The organism is Streptomyces sp. NPDC002784 (assembly GCF_053592135.1).
This window is the reverse complement of sequence record NZ_JBSFVD010000010.1, coordinates 138,685-156,302: the sequence shown is the minus strand read 5'-3', so window position 1 is coordinate 156,302 and position 17,618 is coordinate 138,685. Positions and strand designations below refer to the sequence as shown.

Sequence of the window (17,618 nt, the reverse complement as noted above, 5' to 3'; positions counted from 1 at the left end):
CCTACGCCTCCCAGCCCGCGGGGAGGTGGATCATCTTGTGCTCCAGGTACTCGCCGTATCCCTCGGGCCCGAACTCCCGCCCCAGCCCGGAGTTCTTGTAGCCGCCGAACGGGCCGAGCATGTCGAGGCTGAAGGTGTTGACGGAGTAGGTGCCGGTACGGACCCGGCGGGCGACGTCGATGCCGCGCTCGACGTCGGCCGTCCAGACGCTGCCGCTGAGCCCGTACTCGGAGTCGTTGGCGATCTTCACCGCCTCCGACTCGTCGCCGTAGGGCAGCAGGCAGATCACCGGCCCGAAGATCTCCTCCCGCGCGATCCGCATGGAGTTGTCGACGTCGCCGAAGAGCGTCGGCTCGACGTACCAGCCCCGGTCCAGGCCCGGCGGGCGCCCGCCGCCGGTGAGGATCTTGGCGCCCTCCTCCTGGCCGATGCGGATGTAGTCGAGGTTGCGGCGCTGCTGGCGCTTGGCGACGAGCGGGCCGACCTGGGTCGCCGGGTCGAGGGGGTCGCCGACGACGAGGGCGTTCGCGGCGGCGGCGAGGGCCTCGGCGAACTCGTCGTAGCGGGAGCGGGGCAGCAGGATGCGGGTCTGGGCGACGCAGGCCTGGCCGTTGTTCATCCAGGCCGCCGGGACGATGCCGGCCACCGCGGTGTCGACGTCCGCGTCCGGCAGCACGACCGCCGCCGACTTGCCGCCGAGTTCCAGGGTCACCCGCGTCAGGTTCCGCGCGGCGACCTCCATCACGCGCTTGCCCGCGGCGACCGAGCCGGTGAAGGAGACCTTGTCGACGCCGGGGTGCCCGACGAGGTACTCACTGACCTCGCGGTCGGCGGGGAGGATGGACAGGACCCCCTCCGGCAGCCCGGCCTCCTTGGTGATCTCGGCGAGCAGATAGGCGTCGAGCGGCGACTCGGGCGACGGCTTGAGCACCACCGTGCAGCCGGTGAGCAGGGCGGGGCCGAGCTTGGCGGCGGCGACGAACTGCGGGACGTTCCAGGGCACTACGGCCGCCACGACCCCGACCGGCTCGCGCCGCACGAGGATCTTGCCGAGGACGCCGTCGCGGTGTTCCTCGTAGGTGAAGTTCCGCGCGACGGTGATGGCGGAGTCCCACACCATCATCGCGCCGAGCGCCTGCGCGAGGACGCTCCAGGAGTAAGGGGAGCCGTTCTCCGAGGAGATGACCCGGGCGATCTCCTCGTGCCGCACGGCGAAGGCGTCCTTGATCCGGGTGACGACCTCGATCCGCTCCGCCAGGGACATCCGCGGCCAGGGCCCTTCGTCGAAGGCCCTGCGGGCGACGGCGACGGCCCGGTCCACGTCGGCGGTGGACGCGTGCGGCACCCGCCCGATGACCTCTTCCGTGTGCGGTGAGACGACTTCGATGAAGTCCTTGCCGAGGGGGTCGGTCAACTCCCCGCCGATGAACAGCTGTCCGTGTTCCACGAGCTCGGTCATGGCCGACGCCTCCTGCGGAGCTGAGCACTGTTTCTGACGCTGCACTGTTTCTGACGCTGCCTCAGAACTGATACCAGTTCTAGTTAAAGTAGTCCACGGATGGGACGAGAATGCCCCTGACCAGCGGTTTCCCGGCGATCAGGGGCAGACTCGGAACCCGTGGGCCGTCAGGGGGCCGTCGGGGACTTTCGGGCCGTGCGATACATCGAGTCGACAGCCTTCCGCGTACGGGTCTCGCTGCTCGGCATGAGGTGGGTGTAGGTGCGGAGCGTGAATCCGGCGTCCGCGTGACCGAGGTACGCACTCAGGGCTTTGATGCTCTCCCCCGCGTCGAGGAGCACCGAAGCGTAGAAGTGCCGCAGCGCGTGCATACCGTCCTCGCGGGCTTCCTTGTACCGCTCCCCCGGTCCGGGCTTGGGGATCACTCCAGCGGCGGCAAGAGCAGGCTTCCAGGCGTGCGCGTTGAAGGCGTTGCGCCAGACTGCCCCGCCCTCAACACCCGTGAAGTACAACAACTTGGTGACCGGCTCTCCGTCGGGGCGCAGCCAAGGAAGCGTGACTTCTACCGGCGGGAAGGCCGTCATGTGCTCGGCGAGCGCGAAAGCAACCGCGTCCGGCAGTGGCACGTCACGGAGCTTGCCGTTCTTCGGCGGAGCAAAGACCAGCTTCCGTTCCACGACCTTGACCTGTTGGGTGACGTGCAGCACCCCGGATAGTGCGTCCACCTCGTCAACGGGCAGCCCGAAGATTTCTCCCTGTCGAAGCCCGCAACCGGCTCCAACGTCGACCATGGCCCGGAACCGGTCAGGCAGTCCACACCGGACAGAGAACACGCGATCGGCAGACCACGGCGCAACACGGCCGGGAGCAGGCTTCGGGCGACGGACCGAGCCCGCTCGGCAGGGGTTGCGCGCGAGGCGACCGTCATCAACAGCGGCAGATAGCACCGCCGATACGTTTCCGAAGATCACGCGGCGGGATGATCCGGCGCTTCCTGCGTCCTCCAGCTTGCGCACCCAGGCTCGAATGTCGGACGGCTGGAGCGAGGAGAGCGGACGATTTCCGAGGTACGGGAAGGCATGCAGCCGAAGACGACGCTCTGTGTTCTCACGAGTCGTCGGGTCGGTGGTCTGCCCAGTCAGCCACTCGGTCGCGTACTGCTGAAAGGTGACCTTCCCAGCCACGGGATCGATGTACTGACCGCGCGACATGTCGGACTCGATGTTGGTGAGCCACGTCTCGGCAAGCCGCTTCTTGCCGTCGGGGAAGCTCTTGGACTTCTCGCTACCGTCGGGGGCAACGTAACGAGCCCGATAGCGCAGACCTGCCCCGTAACGGTCGCTCTTGACGCGAACGGTCTTGCCATTAACGTCTTTCACCGTCTTGTACCAGCGGTCTTGGATGTGTCCAGCCATCAGGCAGCCCCCTGCATCCGGGACTCGACCCAGGCCCGCACGACCTCGGGGTCGAAGCGGACGTAGCGGCCCACCCGGAAACTGCGGGGGCCGACCCCCTTGCGGCGCCACTGATAGACGGTCTCGACACTCGGCAGACGGAACATGATCACCAGATCCTCGGGAGTGAGGTACTGGTCGGGAAGGGGCTGCTTCACGCGCACACCTCCCAGTCCTCCAGGCCAGCCATATCAGCCAGCGCTTCACGAGCGGTCTCACGGTTGCGCTGGATGTCGCGGTGGATGTTGGCGGCGAGCCAGGACTCGCCGGGGGTGTGGCCGTGTCCGGCGTAAGTCCAGTGCGCGAGGGTGAGCGTGGTTGCCTCCGTGTCGTCGGGGTGGGGCAGGCCGAGAGCCTGGCGCTGCTGTGCGGCGCGATAGTCGGCGCGGGTCTGACGGAGGGCGCCGAGGGTGGTCGAGTAGCGGCGGGATTTCGTGCTGAAGTGGCCGCGGAAGCCGAGCATGTGAGCCCAGTCCCGCAACTTCCGATCCGGGTACAGCGCGTGCAGGTCGAGGCATGCCGCGATCAGCCGGGCGGGGTGATCGGGCACATCAAGCAGGACCAGGGCTTCCTTGTTGCCGATCCGACGATCAACCGTGCCGGTGGTCTCGGCTGCCTTGGTGGCGTACTTGGCGACGTAGGACGCCACGGCCTGTTCGGTGATCTCTTCGCCATTGCCGAAGGCGCCGATCGGCTGCACGTCGAGTTGTGTGCCCCACCGCAGTGAGCGAGCCGGTTGGTCTCCCGCCGGGGCCACGTCGACGGTGACGCGGGCGGCAGCGGCACGGATGGAGTCGGTGAGGAGATCGAGGGTGGCCCAGGCCGGGGGCGGATCGTCGGGCCCTTCGGCACCGTCGAAGCGGATCACTGCATGAAAGTGGACGGCTCCGCGCTTCTGGTACTCAGCGACCTTGCCGAATGAGAGGCGGGACTGTTCGCGGGCAGCCTTCTGAGTGAGTCCGGCGCGCTTGGCGATCTCACGGCGAAGGTAGATCGTGAAGTAGCGCCACAGTTCGGAGGCGTGGTTGTTCCACAGCACGGCGCCCGCGTAGTCGTATGACTCGGGATCGAGCGGCGTGCCGAGTTCAGGCGCGTCTTCGGCATGGCGCGCACCGCAGCGGCAGCGGCCGGTGTCGGGCCGGTTGTGGACCCGGCCGAACGAGGGTGCGGTGAGGGTGGCGAAGACGCGGGGGTGGTCGCGGATCGTGTGCGGGGTGCCCTTGGCCGGGTCGCCAACGAGTCCGGCGCGGATGAGGTGGTAGGTGTCTCCGGCGTAGGTCCAGGCGCAGGCCGGGCAGCGCGAGGCACGGCGGTTGCCGCAGGCCACCCGGAGCATGCCGCCCGGCTCGTGGTCGGTGGTGTACGCGTGCAGGACCGTCCCGGTTGCCCGGTCGATCAGCTTCGTTGCGCCCATGAGGCGGACCGGGTCGGAGCAGCCGCCCGTGCGCTTGATCTGCTCTTGCCAGCGGTCGAAGCCGGGAGACCCGGCCACCCTCAGCACGTCGGTGAGGGTGGTCGGGTCCAGACCCGCCATGGTGGCGGTGTCGGTCACGTGATCACCGGCCCTGTCGGTTGTGGGCCGGGCCGTGGTTGGCGGTGTAGCCCTCCACCAGGGCGCGCACCTGGTCGTCACCGGACGCGGTGGCGCTCGCGCCGCAGTGGCAGACCGCCGATCCGGTGGCCGGGGCGGACGGAGACGGCTTGCTGACGTGCAGGCCCGGGCGGTCCGTCGTCGGGGTCAGGTCAGCCACGGCGGTCACCTCCCGGCCCGGACGCGGGCGACGGAGAGGGCGTTGCCGGTGCCCTGGCAGGCGTGGCAGACGACACGGAGGAGGACGCGGGAACCGTCACGGTGGCGGTCGCCGGTCGTGATCGAGACGACCGGGAAGCCGTTGCAGTTACGGCAGACCGGACTGTTCGAGGCGGAAGCGGGCATGATGGGATTTCCCTTTCGGGTCCGTTGGATCTGGAAGAGGTGGAGCCGTCCGGGGCGGCGGATCTTTGGCGAGAGAGCCGCCCCGGAAGGCGTTACTTGCGCAGCGCGGACGGTGCCTTCTTGCGCTTGGCGGTGCGGCTGATCGTGTAGCCGACTCCGCAGGTGGCCGACAGCACGGAGACGATCGACGCAGCCACGGCCTGAACGACGAGAGCGATCACCAGCAGCACCACGACAGAGCCCGTGGTGATCAGCAGGGTCAGGATGATCGGGCCGGTGTAGGAGCGCGGGGCTTCCTGGACGATTACGACCTTGCGCAAGTCCGAGCCGGGCGGGATTTGCTGGTAGAGGTCGGCGGGGATGTGCCCGGCGCGGAGCTGGGCCTGGGGCAGGTGCACGGGTTGTCTCCCTTCGGGTCAGGCCGTGCAGCGGTGGGTGCGAGCGGCGAGTTCGGCCGCCGACCGGTCGCGGTGCTCGGTGGAGAAGCCGCACCGGGGGGCGGTGCAGGCGGCGGTGTGCTTGGTCTGGCCCCGGCCGTTGTGGAACGTGCCGACCTTGACGGGGCCGATGCGGATCACGTCGTAGAAGCGGTTCGGGCGCACGGGGTGAACCTCCTTGTCTTTAGGCGAGTTGGGCGGCGATGGCCCCGGCTAGGTCTTCAGGGATGCCGAGCCGGGCGCGCAGAGTGGCGGTGTCGATGTCGGCACCGGTGCGGGCGCGGTGGTCGGCGGCGACCTTGCGAGCGTGGTCGACGAGCGCCGGAGGCACAGCCGGGGTCTCGGGCAGCGCCGCGACTGGTTCGGCCGGGGCGATCGGCGCAGGCTCAGGTTCGTGAGCCGGGGCGGGGTCGGGGGCGGGCGCCGGCGGAACCGGCACCCGGTCCGCGGGCGGAGCGGGGGAGTGCACGAGCAGCGTCCCGCCGAGGAAGGCGAGCGCGGGCCAGGCGGCGACGATGATGCAAAGCCAGGCCGGAACGTCGTTCAGGTCGAGGAGTCCGGCGGTGGCGACGTTGGCACCGAGCGAGGCCACCAGGGCGATCAGGAACCAGCACCAGGCCAGCCACGAAGGGCCGTCAGCGCGCAGCCGACGCCACGCGGCGACCAGCAGCAGGTCAACGCTGACCGGGTAGGCCCAAGCCTTCCAACCGGTCTGTCCGGCCGCGGCGGCAAGGTCGTGCAGGTGGGCGAAGGACAGCGCCCCGGCGATCACGGCCTGAACAAGTACGGCATCCGGGCGCAGCGAGTGGGTCACGGGTCTTCACCTCCTTCGCGGGGATCGAGCCGGGGCAGAGCAGCGGGTCAGGTATCCGGCCGCCCGGCCCCGGACGGGGGTTCAGTCGTCGGCAGGGATCTCGCAGGCGCCCAGGCAGTTCAGGCAGATGCCGGTCTGGTCACCGACGGCACGGCGCTTGCGACCGACGCGGACGGTGCGGGAGACCTCACCGGTGCCCTCGCAGGTCGGACACTTCGCGGGCTTCGGATCGGCGGTCACCGGGGCGGGGGTCTTCCGTGTGGCCACGGCGATCACGACTCCAGACGCGGGTAGTCGTGTCCGGCGGGCGGGTATGCACCGTCAGCGCGGGCGGCGAACTCGGAGTCCAGGGCGTCACTCACGACCATGACGAAGTGGTCCGTGTCCAGGCCGAGGTGCATGTCGTTCTGCAAGGTCTCGAACAGGAAGCCGAGGCGGTTGGCGTCGTCCCGCTCCTGCGGGGTGTAGTCGAACCAGGGTTTGCCGAGCATTGCTGTCCTCCTGTTTTCGGCATGGCGGGGGTAGGGACCTGGCGCGAAGCGATCGCGCCGACCGGGGAAGAGCAGGGGTGTTACTTGCCGAGGGACCGCGCCGGTACGAGCGGCGGCACGGTGGGCATCGGCGGGACGATCTGACCGACCGGACGGAACGGGGCCAGGAACGGCAACTCCGGGGTCAGGTACGCGAATTCACGGCACACGGCCGCCGCCTGAACCGGGGTGATCTCGGGGGTGCGGATACGGGACCAGTAGCCGGAGGCGTCACCGGCCACCGCGACACCGGGGTGGTCGGCGCGGATCCCGGTCACGGAGACCACAGCGTCCGGGGCGATGTCACCCAGGCCCATTTCCGCTGTCTGCTTGTCGTTGACGCGGTGCACCACACGGCCGGTGAGCTGGGCGCGCAGGGCGGTCGCCCCCTTGCCCAGGTCGGAGCCGAAACGCTGCCCGCACACCTCCAGGAAGATGCCGACCGCGCGCGCCATCTGCCCGAGCCGGACCAGTTGCATGACCGTGTGATCACGGACCGGTTCGTCCTTCCTGGACATCACCAGGAACAGTTCCGCCACCTCATCGATCAGCACGACCAGCGGCACCGGCCGGAGGTGGTCGGGCAGTTCCCACACATCCGATACGCCGTACAGGGCGAGGAGGTCGAAGCGGTCTTCCATCTCCGTGACCAGCGCATCGATCAAACGCCCGGCGCTCTCCTGATCGGTCGCGAGCGCCGACAGACGCGACGCATACCGGGACTGCTCAACACCCCGCTTGCAGTCGATCCCGACCAGACCCACCGGCAGCCTCGCCAGCCCTTTGATCAGGTTGCGCTGATACATCGACTTGCCGGAGCCGTTGGCCCCCAGTGTCAGCGCCATGGGAATCTGGCGGTAGTCCCGCTCGAAGACCGTGCCGTCCTCCCGCAGCGCGACCGGGACGACCAGGTCACGAGGTTGAGCCTTGCGCGGCATCTTCACCCGCGCGAGCACGTCGTAGCCGGTCATCCGCAGCTCGACATAGCCCGGCCGGGTCTCCATCACGGCCACCGACTGAACACCCCAGGCGTGCCGGAGGCGTTCGGCGGACGCGGCGACGTCGGCCGGTTCAAGGCCAGCGGGGAGCCGGAGTGAGACCCGCAGCCCGGTCGAGGTCGGACGCACGCGGCGAACCTTCGGCGGCACCGGCCGAACCTCACGACGGGCGACGTTGCGCGTCACGAACGCGCGGAAGCCGGACGGTCGTACCGTCAGCCCGCACACGTCCATGGTCGAGCTGTAGGAGCAAGTGAACCGGCCCCAAGTGATCGGCAGACCGACCAGCGACCAGTACACCCGCGGGGCGCGCACCTTCGCGTAACCGAGCCCACCGGCACCGGCCGCAGCTCCACCCAGCTCTAACCAGGTAGCCAGGTCCGCCATGGTCAGGCCCCCAGCGGCGTGATCGCGACCGCGCGGAACGAGATCCCGTGCCGCTTCTGGCCGTTGAACTCGTTCTCCCAGTCGCGGGCCTTCAGACCGGTCACCGCCACCGGCGTACCCGGCACGAGACTGGCGGGAACACCGGTCTCCGGCACGGTCACCTGGTAGAGGTTGCCCTCTCCCTCATCCGAGACCAACAGACCCACCGTCGCCAGGTCGGCACCGGTCTCCCGGTCCACGGCCCGCTCACCGGTCTTCTTGTTGACCATCTTCGGCTCGGGCGCGGTCGCCACGAACACCACAGCGGTCGAAAGGTCGATCTTGAAGGACGGCATGAACGCGTCTCCTCCACATAGCAGTTGAGCCACCCGATGACTCCGAGTAGCACCTTCACTACGACCGTACTCGCAGAAAAACTGCGAGTCAACAGAAAAGCTGCGACTAGTAGCAGATCTCTGGGTCTGCGACACTGAACGGGACGAGAGGGAGGCAGAAATGGCCAACTACGGGCTTTTTGTTCGTTTCACGCTGCGCGATGGTGCAGGCGAGGCGTTCGACGCGCTGATGCAGGAGACGACCGCGGGGATCCGGGCGCATGAGCCCGGGACGCTCATCTATGCGTGCCACGAGGTCGAGGGCGCTCCCAATGAGCGGATCTTCTTCGAGCTCTACGCAGACCGCGAGGCGTTCGAGGAGCACGAGCGTCAGCCGCACACCAGGCATTTCCTGAGCGAGCGCGACAAGTACGTCGAGAAGACCGAGGTAGATCGCCTTCAGCCGTACACCGGCAAGTACCCGACCGGGGCGGAGAAGTGACGGCTTACGACTCCAAGGCCACGGGCCAGAGGGTCAAGGAACTGCGTCGCGCCGCGGGCATGGCACAGAGTGACCTTGCCACGGCTATGGGCCGCTCAGAGAGCTGGGTGTCCCAGGTCGAGAGAGGCGTGCAGCCCGTCGAGCGACTGTCAGTCCTTCAGGCTCTTGCTGACGCGCTCAAAGTATCCGTACGAGAGCTTCGTCCCGATGCTGCCGCTCCGGCGGAAGAGGCCGAGGAGGCAGCTCTACCGCCAAGCAATGACCTTGACGGTCTTCGCGTCGCCCTTACCGGACACCCAGCGCTGAGCAGCCTCTTTGACCAGCCACCGGCAGATCCAGCTCCGTCACTTCCCGAACTCCGGCGAAGCATCGACAAGGCATGGACGCTCGCCCACGCATCGAGCTACGCGGCGCTAAGCGATCACCTCGTGAAGTTGCTTCCCACCATCGAAGCCGCAGTACGTCACGCACCGGCAAGTGATCGGGCGGAACTTCACTCGCTGAGAGCCAAGGCGTACCAGGTGGCCGCAGCCAGCTTCACTCGGCAAGATCAAGCGGATGCAGCATGGATCGCGGCCGATCGAGCGTTGCAGGCAGCCGAGCTAGCAGGTCAACCACTGGAAGTGGTCGCAAGCCTGTTCCGCATGTCCCACGCCTTCATGCGACAGCAGCACATGGAACAGGCCGAACAGGCGGCAAAATCCGCTGTAGCCGTCATGGCTCCAAGGGCAGAGTCACCCGCATGCCCGCCGGAAGAGCTGTCGCTTCTAGGCGCCATGAACCTAGTCCTTGCGGTGATCAACGCAAGAGAGGGCAATCGAGGGCAGACGCATACGCACATCGACCGGGCACGGGAGATCGCAGCGCGGTTGGGTGAGGACCGGAACGACTTCGATACGGAGTTCGGGCCGACCAACGTAGAGATCCACGCCGTAAGCACGGCCGTGGAGTTGGGGGACGCCGGACTTGCCCTCGAAGTGGCAGAGCAGGTTGCCCCGTCGGGCCTTTCCCCCGAGCGACAGGCACGTTTCCTGCTTGACGTGGCGCGAGCACACGCGCAGCGGCGACACGTAGGTGAGGCCACAGCCGCGCTCTTGGAAGCCGAGGCTCTGACGCCCGAACAGATCCACGATCACCACTTGGCCCGCGCAGTCATCCGCGACTTGATCCAACTGTCGGAACCACGCGTCCCTGAGTCACTGCGTGATCTAGCCGAGCGGAGCGCGGTCGGCTAGTCGCCCTGTTACAGGTTTCTCTACATCATCAAGCCCCGGCTGCGCTCCGCTCCGCCGGGCGCGCTCCTGGCTCCGCTCCGCCGCCGCTCCTGCCTTCGGCCCGCTCCGGCGGGCTGCGCCAACGCGCGCCCACGAGGAGAAGGCCAAGGCCTGAGGAATCTCCCGTACAGACGCCGACGGGGCCGGTCGGCTCCGAAACTTTAGGCAGCCACCATGGGGCGAGCCTCGAAGATCATGGCCCCAACGTCGTGCTTTAACGGGCAGGTCCACAGACTGCCCGACTCGCCGGAAGCTTACGGGGCCATGATCACTCGCCCCATGGCAGCTCCCGCCCAAAGTCTCGGAGCCGACCTCTCACCGTTGTCAGCGCTGGGCCGTCTCTGGGCCGTCCGACAGCAGTCGACGACGACAAACAACGACAGGTGCCGAATACTCCGTAGCTGGTCACTGCGAGGTCAAGTGACGTTGTCTCAGCTCCCCCCGATGTGAAACCAGTTCTAGTTATAGTGGGCAATGACCGCGACGCGGAGGGGCAGATGACGAGAACCTACGATCACGGCGGGGGCGTTCGCTCCCTCCGGGTCCCCATCCCGGACAACCCCCTCGGCCACACCCTCGTCTACGTCGTCGACACGGACCGCGGGCCCGTGCTGATCGACACCGGCTGGGACGACCCGGCCTCCTGGGACACCCTCACCGAGGGACTGACGGCCTGCGGTACGTCCGTCGGTGAGGTCCACGGCGTGGTCGTCACCCACCACCACCCCGACCACCACGGCCTGTCCGGCGCCGTGCGCGAGGCCTCCGGCGCCTGGATCGCGATGCACGAGGCGGACACGGCGATCGTGCGCCGCACCCGCTCGGCCGAACCGGAGCGCTGGTTCACGTACATGGCGGCGAAGCTCACCGCGGCCGGCGCCCCCGAGGAGCACGTCGCCCCGCTGCGCGGCGCCCGCCGCCGTGCCCTGCCCGGCCTCTCCCCCGCCCTCCCGGACCGCGAGATCGTCCCGGGCGAACTCCTCGACCTCCCCGGCCGCCGGCTGCGCGCGATCTGGACCCCGGGCCACACCCCGGGCCACGTCTGCCTGCACCTGGAGGAGGAGCACCCCGCGCAACTCCCCGGCCACGGGCGCCTGTTCTCCGGCGACCACGTCCTGCCGGAGATCACCCCGCACATCGGCCTGTACGAGGACCCCGACGACACCACCGTCACCGACCCCCTCGGCGACTACCTGGACTCCCTGGAACGCGTCGCCCGGCTGGCCCCCGCCGAGATCCTCCCGGCCCACCAGCACGCCTTCACCGGCGCGAGGGAGCGCGTCCGGGAACTGCTCGCCCACCACGAGACGCGCCTCACCGGCCTCATCGCCCTCCTCCGGGAACCCCTCACCGCCTGGCAGCTCGCCGAGCGCATGGAATGGAACCGCCCCTGGGAGCAGATCCCCTACGGCTCACGCACCATCGCGGTGTCGGAGGCCGAGTCCCACCTGCGCCGACTGGTGAAGCTGGGCCGGGCGGAGACGGTGCCGGGGAGCGAGCCGGTGACGTACCGGGCCGTGTGAGGGTTCCGTAAGAGCCGGAATTACGGGCCGGTAGAGTGGCCGCGTCGTCATCACACCCGTACGGGGGGAAGCCGGTGCAATTCCGGCGCTGACCCTCCCCCAGTGCCTTAAGGGCCTGGGAGGTGCCCCCACCGTGACCAGCTGCAAGCTGCGAGCCGGACTGCCCCGCACGGGTACGTGAAACGGCTCACGTGCGTCGGCAGCCCGCCGCCGTACGGCACCGTCGAGGTCTGCGGAGCCGAGCCGCCCGGGGTCGTCCCGTGCTGCCCGGCTCCCCCAGGGAGAGGCACCCGCCGATCATGAACGTCCGCCGCAGCGCCGCGGTCCTGGCCGCCACCGCCGTGATCGGCACGGCCACGCCCGTCATGGCCGCGTCCCCGTCACCGTCGCCGTCCGTGGCGATCCCCTCCGGTCTGTACGGCACCGCCGATCCGACGTACGACGGCGTCTGGCGCCAGTCGCTGGCCCTGATCGCGCAGCACAAGTCGGATGTGCGGCCCGCCACCAAGGCCGTCGACTGGCTGGTCGGGCAGCAGTGCGGCAACGGCTCCTTCGCCGCCTTCCGCGCCGAGCCCGCCAAGCCCTGCGACGCCAAGGTCATGGTCGACACCAACAGCACGGCCGCCGCGGCCCAGGCCCTGGCCGGTGACGGCGACCACATGGACGTCGCCCTCAAGTCGGTCCAGTGGCTGAAGAGCGTGCAGAACAAGGACGGCGGCTGGGGCTACACCCCCGGCGGCCCGAGCGACGCCAACTCCACGTCTGTCGTCATCGGCGCCCTCAACGCCGTGGGCCAGGACCCCGACACCGCGGTCAAGGGCGGCACGTCCCCCTACGACGCCCTGCGCGAGCTGGCGCTGCCCTGCGAGGACGGCGGCGCCTTCGCCTACCAGCCCGACAAGAAGGGCAAGCTCACCGCCAACGCGGACGCGACCGCGGCGGCCGTGCTCGGCCTGAAGGGCATGAGCATGGGGTCGGCGAAGGCGGCCGGCGACACCGACCTGCGCTGCGCCGACGCCACCGAGCCCGACCAGGTCGCCGCCAACGGCGCGTCCTACCTCGCCGAGGCGATGAAGAAGGACAGCCACCTGATGTCCGCCCTCGCCGGCGCCGAGGACCAGCCCGACTACGGCAACACGGCCGACGCGGTCGTCGCGCTCGCCGTGACGGCCGGTCCGAAGGCGGCGGAGAAGCCGCTGACCTGGCTGGAGAAGAACTCCGCGGACTGGGCGAAGCAGAACGGCCCCGCCGCCTACGCCCAGCTGATCCTCGCGGCCGAGGCGGCCGGGGCGGACCCGCGCAACTTCGGCGGCACGGACCTGGTGAAGCAGCTCAACGCCACCGGCCCGGAGCCGCGGAGGCAGGCCACCGCCACGGCGAAGGCCGCCGAGAAGGAGGACGACGAGGACGGCGTCAGCGTCTGGTGGATCATCGGCGTGGGCCTGGTCGCGGGCATCGGCGTCGGCTTCCTGTTCACCGGCCGCAACAAGGGGCAGCAGCTGTGACACGCCGGGCCTGCGCACTGCTGCTGGCCGTGCTCGCCCTGTGGGCCGCGGCCCCCTCGGCGCAGGCCGCCGGCTACCGCTACTGGTCCTTCTGGGACCGCGACGGCTCGTCCTGGACGTACGCCACCCTGGGCCCGTCCACGACGGTCCCCTCGGACGGCGACGTCCAGGGGTTCCGCTTCACCCTGAGCGAGGACTCGTCGGACGCGGCGACCCCGCGCGGCACGGCGTCCTTCGGCGCGATCTGCGCGCGGACACCGGCACGGGACGGCGAGAAGCGGGTGGCCCTGGTGATCGACTTCGGCACCAAGGCGGAGTCCCCCTCGGGGCAGACCCCGCCGAAGCTCCGCACGGCCTGCGCCCGGGTCGGCGAGGACGCCACCACGGCGGATGCGCTGGCCTCGGTCGCCAAGCCGCTCCGCTACGACTCCAACGCCCTGCTGTGCGCCATCGCGGGCTACCCGGGCGCGGGCTGCGGCGAGAAGGTGGTGAAGTCGGCGCCTAAGAGCACGGAGAAGACGGGCGGCCCGTCCGTGGGCCTGTGGGCAGGCGTAGCGGGCGTGGCGACCCTGGGAGCGGCGGCAATCTGGCAGGCACGCCGACGCGGGCATGGGTAAGGCGCCCAGCCGTTCGGGGCGCAGCGGCACCCGGCAAGCGCCGGTGAGCGAACCCACCCCGCCCGGGCCCACGCCCCGCGTCCCCCTCCACCCCGGCGCCTGGTGGCTCTGGTCCCTCGCCCTCGGCACCGCGGCGACCCGTACCACCAACCCCCTCCTCCTCACCCTCCTCATAGCCACGTCCGCCTACGTCGTCGTGACCTGCCGCCAGAACACCCCCTGGTCCCGCTCCTACGACGCCTTCGTCAAGCTCGCCCTCGCCGTCATCCTCATCCGCCTCGCCTTCGCCGTCGTCCTCGGCTCCCCCATCCCCGGCACCCACACCCTGGTCACCCTCCCCGAGATCCCCCTGCCCGACTGGGCGCAGGGCATCCGCCTGGGCGGCCGGGTCCACGCGGAGGGCATCGTCTTCGCCCTCTACGACGCCCTGCGGCTGGCCACCCTCCTGATCTGCGTGGGCGCGGCGAACGCCCTCGCCAACCCCACCCGCCTCCTCAAATGCCTCCCGGGCGCCCTGTACGAGATGGGCGTCGCGGTGGTCGTGGCGCTCACCTTCGCCCCGAACCTCATCGCGGACGTCCAGCGCCTACGGGCCGCCCGCCGCCTGAGAGGCCGCCAGGACAAGGGAGTCCGGGGCCTGCTCCAAGTGGGCCTGCCCGTCCTGGAGGGCGCCCTGGAACGCTCGGTCGCCCTCGCCGCCGCGATGGACGCCCGCGGACACGGCCGTACCGCCGACGTCCCGCCCGCCGTACGCCGTACCACCACCGCCCTCACCCTCGGCGGCCTGCTCGGCGTCTGCGCCGGGACCTACGGCGTCCTGACGCCGGAGGGCGGCACCTACGGCCTCCCCGTCCTCCTCGCCGGGCTCACCACCGCCCTCGTCGGCCTGCGCCTGGGCGGCCGCCGAGCCACCCGCACCCGCTACCGCCCCGACCCCTGGGACGCGCGGGCCTGGCTGGTGACGGCGTCCGGGACGGCGGTCGCCGCGCTCATGTTCCTGGCCGAGGCCCAGGACCCCGCGGCCCTGGAGCCCGGCGTGATCCCCCTGACCGCCCCCACCCTGCCCCTCTGGCCCGCCGCGGCGATCCTCCTCGGCCTGCTCCCCGCCGTCCTCGCCCCCACCCCGAAGGAGCCGTCGTGATCCGCTTCGAGAACGTCTCCGTGACGTACGACGGACAGCGCGAACCCACGGTGCGGCACATCGACTTCGAGGTGCCGGAGGGCGAACTCGTCCTGCTCGTGGGCCCGTCGGGCGTGGGCAAGTCCACGGTCCTGGGCGCCGTGAGCGGCCTCGTCCCGCACTTCACCGGGGGCACCCTGCGCGGCCGGGTGACCGTCGCCGGCCGTGACACCCGCACCCACAAGCCGCGCGAACTCGCCGACGTGGTCGGCACGGTGGGCCAGGACCCCCGCGCCCACTTCGTGACGGACACGGTCGAGGACGAACTCGCCTACGGCATGGAGTCGTTGGGCCTGGCCCCGGACGTCATGCGCCGCCGGGTCGAGGAGACCCTCGACCTGCTGGGCCTGGCCGATCTGCGCGACCGTCCGATCGCGACCCTCTCCGGCGGCCAGCAGCAGCGCGTGGCGATCGGCTCGGTCCTCACCCCCCACCCCCAGGTCCTGGTCCTCGACGAACCGACCTCCGCCCTGGACCCGGCGGCGGCGGAGGAGGTCCTGGCGGTCCTCCAGCGCCTCGTCCACGACCTGGGTACGACGGTCCTGATGGCCGAGCACCGCCTGGAACGGGTCATCCAGTACGCCGACCACGTGGTCCTGCTCCCCTCCCCGGGAGCGGCCCCCGTCCTCGGCCCCCCGGCGGAGGTCATGGCGATCTCCCCGGTCACCCCACCGGTCGTGGCCCTGGGCCGCCTGGCGGGCTGGACGCCTCTGCCCTTGACGGTCCGGGACGCCCGCAGAAGGGCAGCCGACCTACGGGAACAGCTACAGGAACGGGACACCGACTCCCCCAAGGGGCGCGGGGAACTGCGCGACCAGCCACAACGAACCCGCAGCTGCCCTCAAACCACAGCCCCCCACCCCCGCCGCTGGTTCCGCCGCACCCCCAGCACCCCACCCTCCCCTCACACCGCCGAAGTACGCGACCTGACCGTCACCCGCGGCAACCGCATCCGCAGCCTCCGCAAGATCGACCTCACCGTCACCCCCGGGGAGACCATCGCCCTCATGGGCCGCAACGGCGCCGGAAAGTCCACCCTGCTCAACACCCTCGTCGGCCTGGTGGAACCCTCCTCCGGCGAGGTCCGCGTCGGCGGAGTCACCCCCCACCGCACCGCACCCCCCGACCTGATCCGCCACGTGGGCCTCGTCCCGCAGGAACCCCTCGACCTCCTCTACGCCGACACGGTCGCCGCCGAATGCGCTGCGGCCGACGCCGACGCGGACGCCACCCCCGGCACCTGCCGCGCCCTGGTCACCGAGCTGCTGCCCGGGGTGAGCGACGACACCCACCCCCGGGACCTCTCCGAGGGCCAGCGCCTGGCGCTCGCGCTCGCCGTCGTACTGACCGCCCGCCCGCCCCTGCTCCTGCTCGACGAACCGACCCGGGGCCTGGACTACGCGGCGAAGGCCCGCCTGGTCACGCTCCTGCGCGGGCTCGCGGCCGAGGGCCACGCGATCGTCCTGGCCACGCACGACGTGGAGCTGGCCGCCGAGCTGGCCCACCGCGTGCTGCTTCTCGCGGAGGGAGAGGTGATCGCCGACGGCCCCACGGCGGAGGTGGTGGTGTCGTCCCCCTCCTTCGCCCCGCAGGTCACCAAGATCCTCGCCCCGCAGCAGTGGCTCACGGTCGCCCAGGTCGAGCGGGCCCTCTCATGACCCCGAACAGCACTCCACCCCCCACCCCGCAGGCCCGCCCCATCCGCCTCGGCCCCCGCTCGATCGCCGCCCTCACCCTGGTCAGCGCGGTCGGCCTGGCCGCCATCGGCTGGCCCCTCTTCGCCCCGCCCGGCTCCCGGACCAGCGCCCACTCCGAGGACGCCCCCTGGCTGTTCGCGGGACTGCTGATCCTCCTGGTCGCGGTCGTCGCGGCGACGATCTCCGAGTCCGGCCTGGGCCCGAAGGCGGTCGCCATGCTGGGCGTACTCGCGGCCACCGGAGCGGCCCTGCGCCCGATCGGCGCGGGGACGGCCGGCCTGGAGCCCATGTTCTTCCTGATGCTGCTCAGCGGGCGGGTCCTCGGCCCCGGCTTCGGGTTCGTTCTCGGCGCGCTGAGCATGTTCGCGTCCGCGCTGCTCACGGGCGGGGTGGGACCGTGGATGCCGTTCCAGATGCTGGCGATGGGCTGGTTCACCATGGGCGCGGGGCTGCTCCCGGGCCCGGACAGGATCCGCGGGCGGGCGGAGCTGCTGCTGATCGCCGCGTACGGCTTCGTCGCCGCCTTCGCCTACGGGGCGATGACGAACCTCGCGGGCTGGCCCTTCCTGAAGGAACAGGCCTCGAACATCGCCTTCGACCCGGACGCGGGCGTCCCCGCCAACCTGGCCCGGTTCGTCGTGTACTGCCTGGCCACCTCCCTCGGGTGGGACCTGGGCCGGGCCCTGATGACGGTCGTGCTGACCCTGACCCTCGGCCCGGCGATCCTCAAGGCGCTGCGCCGGGCCACGCGCAGGGCGGCTTTCGAGGCGCCGGTCACATTCGACGGACCCGGCGCGTAAGCCCCCGTACGCACACGGTCAGCGCCACGGTGAACCACCCCACATGACCCACATCACCTACGACCCGACCTAGTGGACAAATTGGACGCCATGTCCACACCAAAAGGGCTCCTGACCTGCTCATTGAGAGCCACGTCACACGAGAAGCATGTACCCCACATACGGCCACAACTAGCAAATGGGGTCATTGC

At 70.2% G+C, this 17,618-nt stretch carries 21 protein-coding genes; 8 read left to right on the top strand and 13 right to left on the bottom strand.

Annotation, left to right across the window (positions count from 1 at the left end; genetic code table 11):
- Position 1 precedes the first annotated feature (1 nt).
- The 13 genes from ACWD1Z_RS19860 to ACWD1Z_RS19800 all read right to left on the bottom strand — a co-directional run bounded on the left by ACWD1Z_RS19860 (position 2) and on the right by ACWD1Z_RS19800 (position 8,350).
- Entirely contained in the window at positions 2 to 1,459 is a 1,458-nt protein-coding gene (locus ACWD1Z_RS19860; protein WP_451120279.1) for an aldehyde dehydrogenase, read from the bottom strand.
- Between the two features lie 167 nt (positions 1,460 to 1,626).
- Positions 1,627 to 2,874, bottom strand: a complete 1,248-nt coding sequence (locus ACWD1Z_RS19855; RefSeq protein ID WP_451120277.1) for a tyrosine-type recombinase/integrase — start codon at positions 2,872 to 2,874, stop codon at positions 1,627 to 1,629.
- Complete coding sequence (locus ACWD1Z_RS19850) at positions 2,874 to 3,071, bottom strand: helix-turn-helix transcriptional regulator (RefSeq protein ID WP_451120275.1); 198 nt, start codon at positions 3,069 to 3,071, stop codon at positions 2,874 to 2,876. The genes ACWD1Z_RS19855 and ACWD1Z_RS19850 overlap by 1 nt, the downstream gene beginning before the upstream one ends.
- Positions 3,068 to 4,465, bottom strand: a complete 1,398-nt coding sequence (gene repSA / locus ACWD1Z_RS19845) for a replication initiator protein RepSA (RefSeq protein WP_451120273.1) — start codon at positions 4,463 to 4,465, stop codon at positions 3,068 to 3,070. The genes ACWD1Z_RS19850 and repSA overlap by 4 nt, the downstream gene beginning before the upstream one ends.
- Positions 4,466 to 4,469: 4 nt before the next feature.
- A complete protein-coding gene (locus tag ACWD1Z_RS19840; protein WP_451120271.1) occupies positions 4,470 to 4,664 on the bottom strand; it encodes a hypothetical protein in 195 nt (64 codons plus the stop codon).
- Between the two features lie 5 nt (positions 4,665 to 4,669).
- The gene (locus tag ACWD1Z_RS19835; protein WP_451120269.1) at positions 4,670 to 4,849 is read right to left on the bottom strand and encodes a hypothetical protein; all 180 of its coding nucleotides are present in this window, start codon (positions 4,847 to 4,849) and stop codon (positions 4,670 to 4,672) included.
- 92 nt (positions 4,850 to 4,941) lie between these two features.
- On the bottom strand, positions 4,942 to 5,247 hold the full coding sequence (locus ACWD1Z_RS19830) for a hypothetical protein (protein WP_451120267.1): 306 nt from the start codon (positions 5,245 to 5,247) through the stop codon (positions 4,942 to 4,944).
- Positions 5,248 to 5,265: 18 nt separating this feature from the next.
- Positions 5,266 to 5,451, bottom strand: coding sequence for a mobile element transfer protein (locus tag ACWD1Z_RS19825; protein WP_451120266.1), 186 nt, complete (start codon positions 5,449 to 5,451; stop codon positions 5,266 to 5,268).
- 19 nt (positions 5,452 to 5,470) lie between these two features.
- The gene (locus tag ACWD1Z_RS19820) at positions 5,471 to 6,100 is read right to left on the bottom strand and encodes a DUF2637 domain-containing protein (RefSeq protein WP_451120264.1); all 630 of its coding nucleotides are present in this window, start codon (positions 6,098 to 6,100) and stop codon (positions 5,471 to 5,473) included.
- 81 nt (positions 6,101 to 6,181) lie between these two features.
- A complete protein-coding gene (locus ACWD1Z_RS19815; protein WP_451120262.1) occupies positions 6,182 to 6,367 on the bottom strand; it encodes a hypothetical protein in 186 nt (61 codons plus the stop codon).
- Between the two features lie 5 nt (positions 6,368 to 6,372).
- Entirely contained in the window at positions 6,373 to 6,591 is a 219-nt protein-coding gene (locus tag ACWD1Z_RS19810) for a hypothetical protein (protein WP_451120260.1), read from the bottom strand.
- Between the two features lie 80 nt (positions 6,592 to 6,671).
- The gene (locus tag ACWD1Z_RS19805; protein ID WP_451120258.1) at positions 6,672 to 8,015 is read right to left on the bottom strand and encodes an FtsK/SpoIIIE domain-containing protein; all 1,344 of its coding nucleotides are present in this window, start codon (positions 8,013 to 8,015) and stop codon (positions 6,672 to 6,674) included.
- Between the two features lie 2 nt (positions 8,016 to 8,017).
- The gene (locus ACWD1Z_RS19800) at positions 8,018 to 8,350 is read right to left on the bottom strand and encodes an SCO3933 family regulatory protein (RefSeq protein WP_451120256.1); all 333 of its coding nucleotides are present in this window, start codon (positions 8,348 to 8,350) and stop codon (positions 8,018 to 8,020) included.
- 160 nt (positions 8,351 to 8,510) lie between these two features.
- On the opposite strand from ACWD1Z_RS19800, the gene ACWD1Z_RS19795 reads away from it, so the two are divergent.
- From ACWD1Z_RS19795 to ACWD1Z_RS19760, 8 genes are all read left to right on the top strand, one after another.
- Entirely contained in the window at positions 8,511 to 8,831 is a 321-nt protein-coding gene (locus ACWD1Z_RS19795) for a putative quinol monooxygenase (protein ID WP_451120254.1), read from the top strand.
- On the top strand, positions 8,828 to 10,066 hold the full coding sequence (locus ACWD1Z_RS19790; protein ID WP_451120253.1) for a helix-turn-helix domain-containing protein: 1,239 nt from the start codon (positions 8,828 to 8,830) through the stop codon (positions 10,064 to 10,066). Before ACWD1Z_RS19795 ends, ACWD1Z_RS19790 begins: the two co-directional genes overlap by 4 nt.
- Positions 10,067 to 10,602: 536 nt before the next feature.
- On the top strand, positions 10,603 to 11,628 hold the full coding sequence (locus ACWD1Z_RS19785) for an MBL fold metallo-hydrolase (RefSeq protein ID WP_451120251.1): 1,026 nt from the start codon (positions 10,603 to 10,605) through the stop codon (positions 11,626 to 11,628).
- A 299-nt stretch (positions 11,629 to 11,927) separates the two neighbouring features.
- Entirely contained in the window at positions 11,928 to 13,133 is a 1,206-nt protein-coding gene (locus ACWD1Z_RS19780; RefSeq protein WP_451120250.1) for a prenyltransferase/squalene oxidase repeat-containing protein, read from the top strand.
- A complete protein-coding gene (locus tag ACWD1Z_RS19775) occupies positions 13,130 to 13,750 on the top strand; it encodes an SCO2322 family protein (RefSeq protein WP_451120248.1) in 621 nt (206 codons plus the stop codon). The genes ACWD1Z_RS19780 and ACWD1Z_RS19775 overlap by 4 nt, the downstream gene beginning before the upstream one ends.
- The gene (locus ACWD1Z_RS19770) at positions 13,743 to 14,891 is read left to right on the top strand and encodes a CbiQ family ECF transporter T component (protein WP_451120246.1); all 1,149 of its coding nucleotides are present in this window, start codon (positions 13,743 to 13,745) and stop codon (positions 14,889 to 14,891) included. The genes ACWD1Z_RS19775 and ACWD1Z_RS19770 overlap by 8 nt, the downstream gene beginning before the upstream one ends.
- Entirely contained in the window at positions 14,888 to 16,588 is a 1,701-nt protein-coding gene (locus tag ACWD1Z_RS19765) for an ABC transporter ATP-binding protein (protein ID WP_451120245.1), read from the top strand. Before ACWD1Z_RS19770 ends, ACWD1Z_RS19765 begins: the two co-directional genes overlap by 4 nt.
- Positions 16,585 to 17,427 carry an ECF transporter S component gene (locus ACWD1Z_RS19760; protein WP_451120243.1) on the top strand — a complete coding sequence of 281 codons (843 nt, stop codon included), beginning with the start codon at positions 16,585 to 16,587 and terminating at the stop codon, positions 17,425 to 17,427. Before ACWD1Z_RS19765 ends, ACWD1Z_RS19760 begins: the two co-directional genes overlap by 4 nt.
- The last annotated feature ends 191 nt before the right edge of the window (positions 17,428 to 17,618 follow it).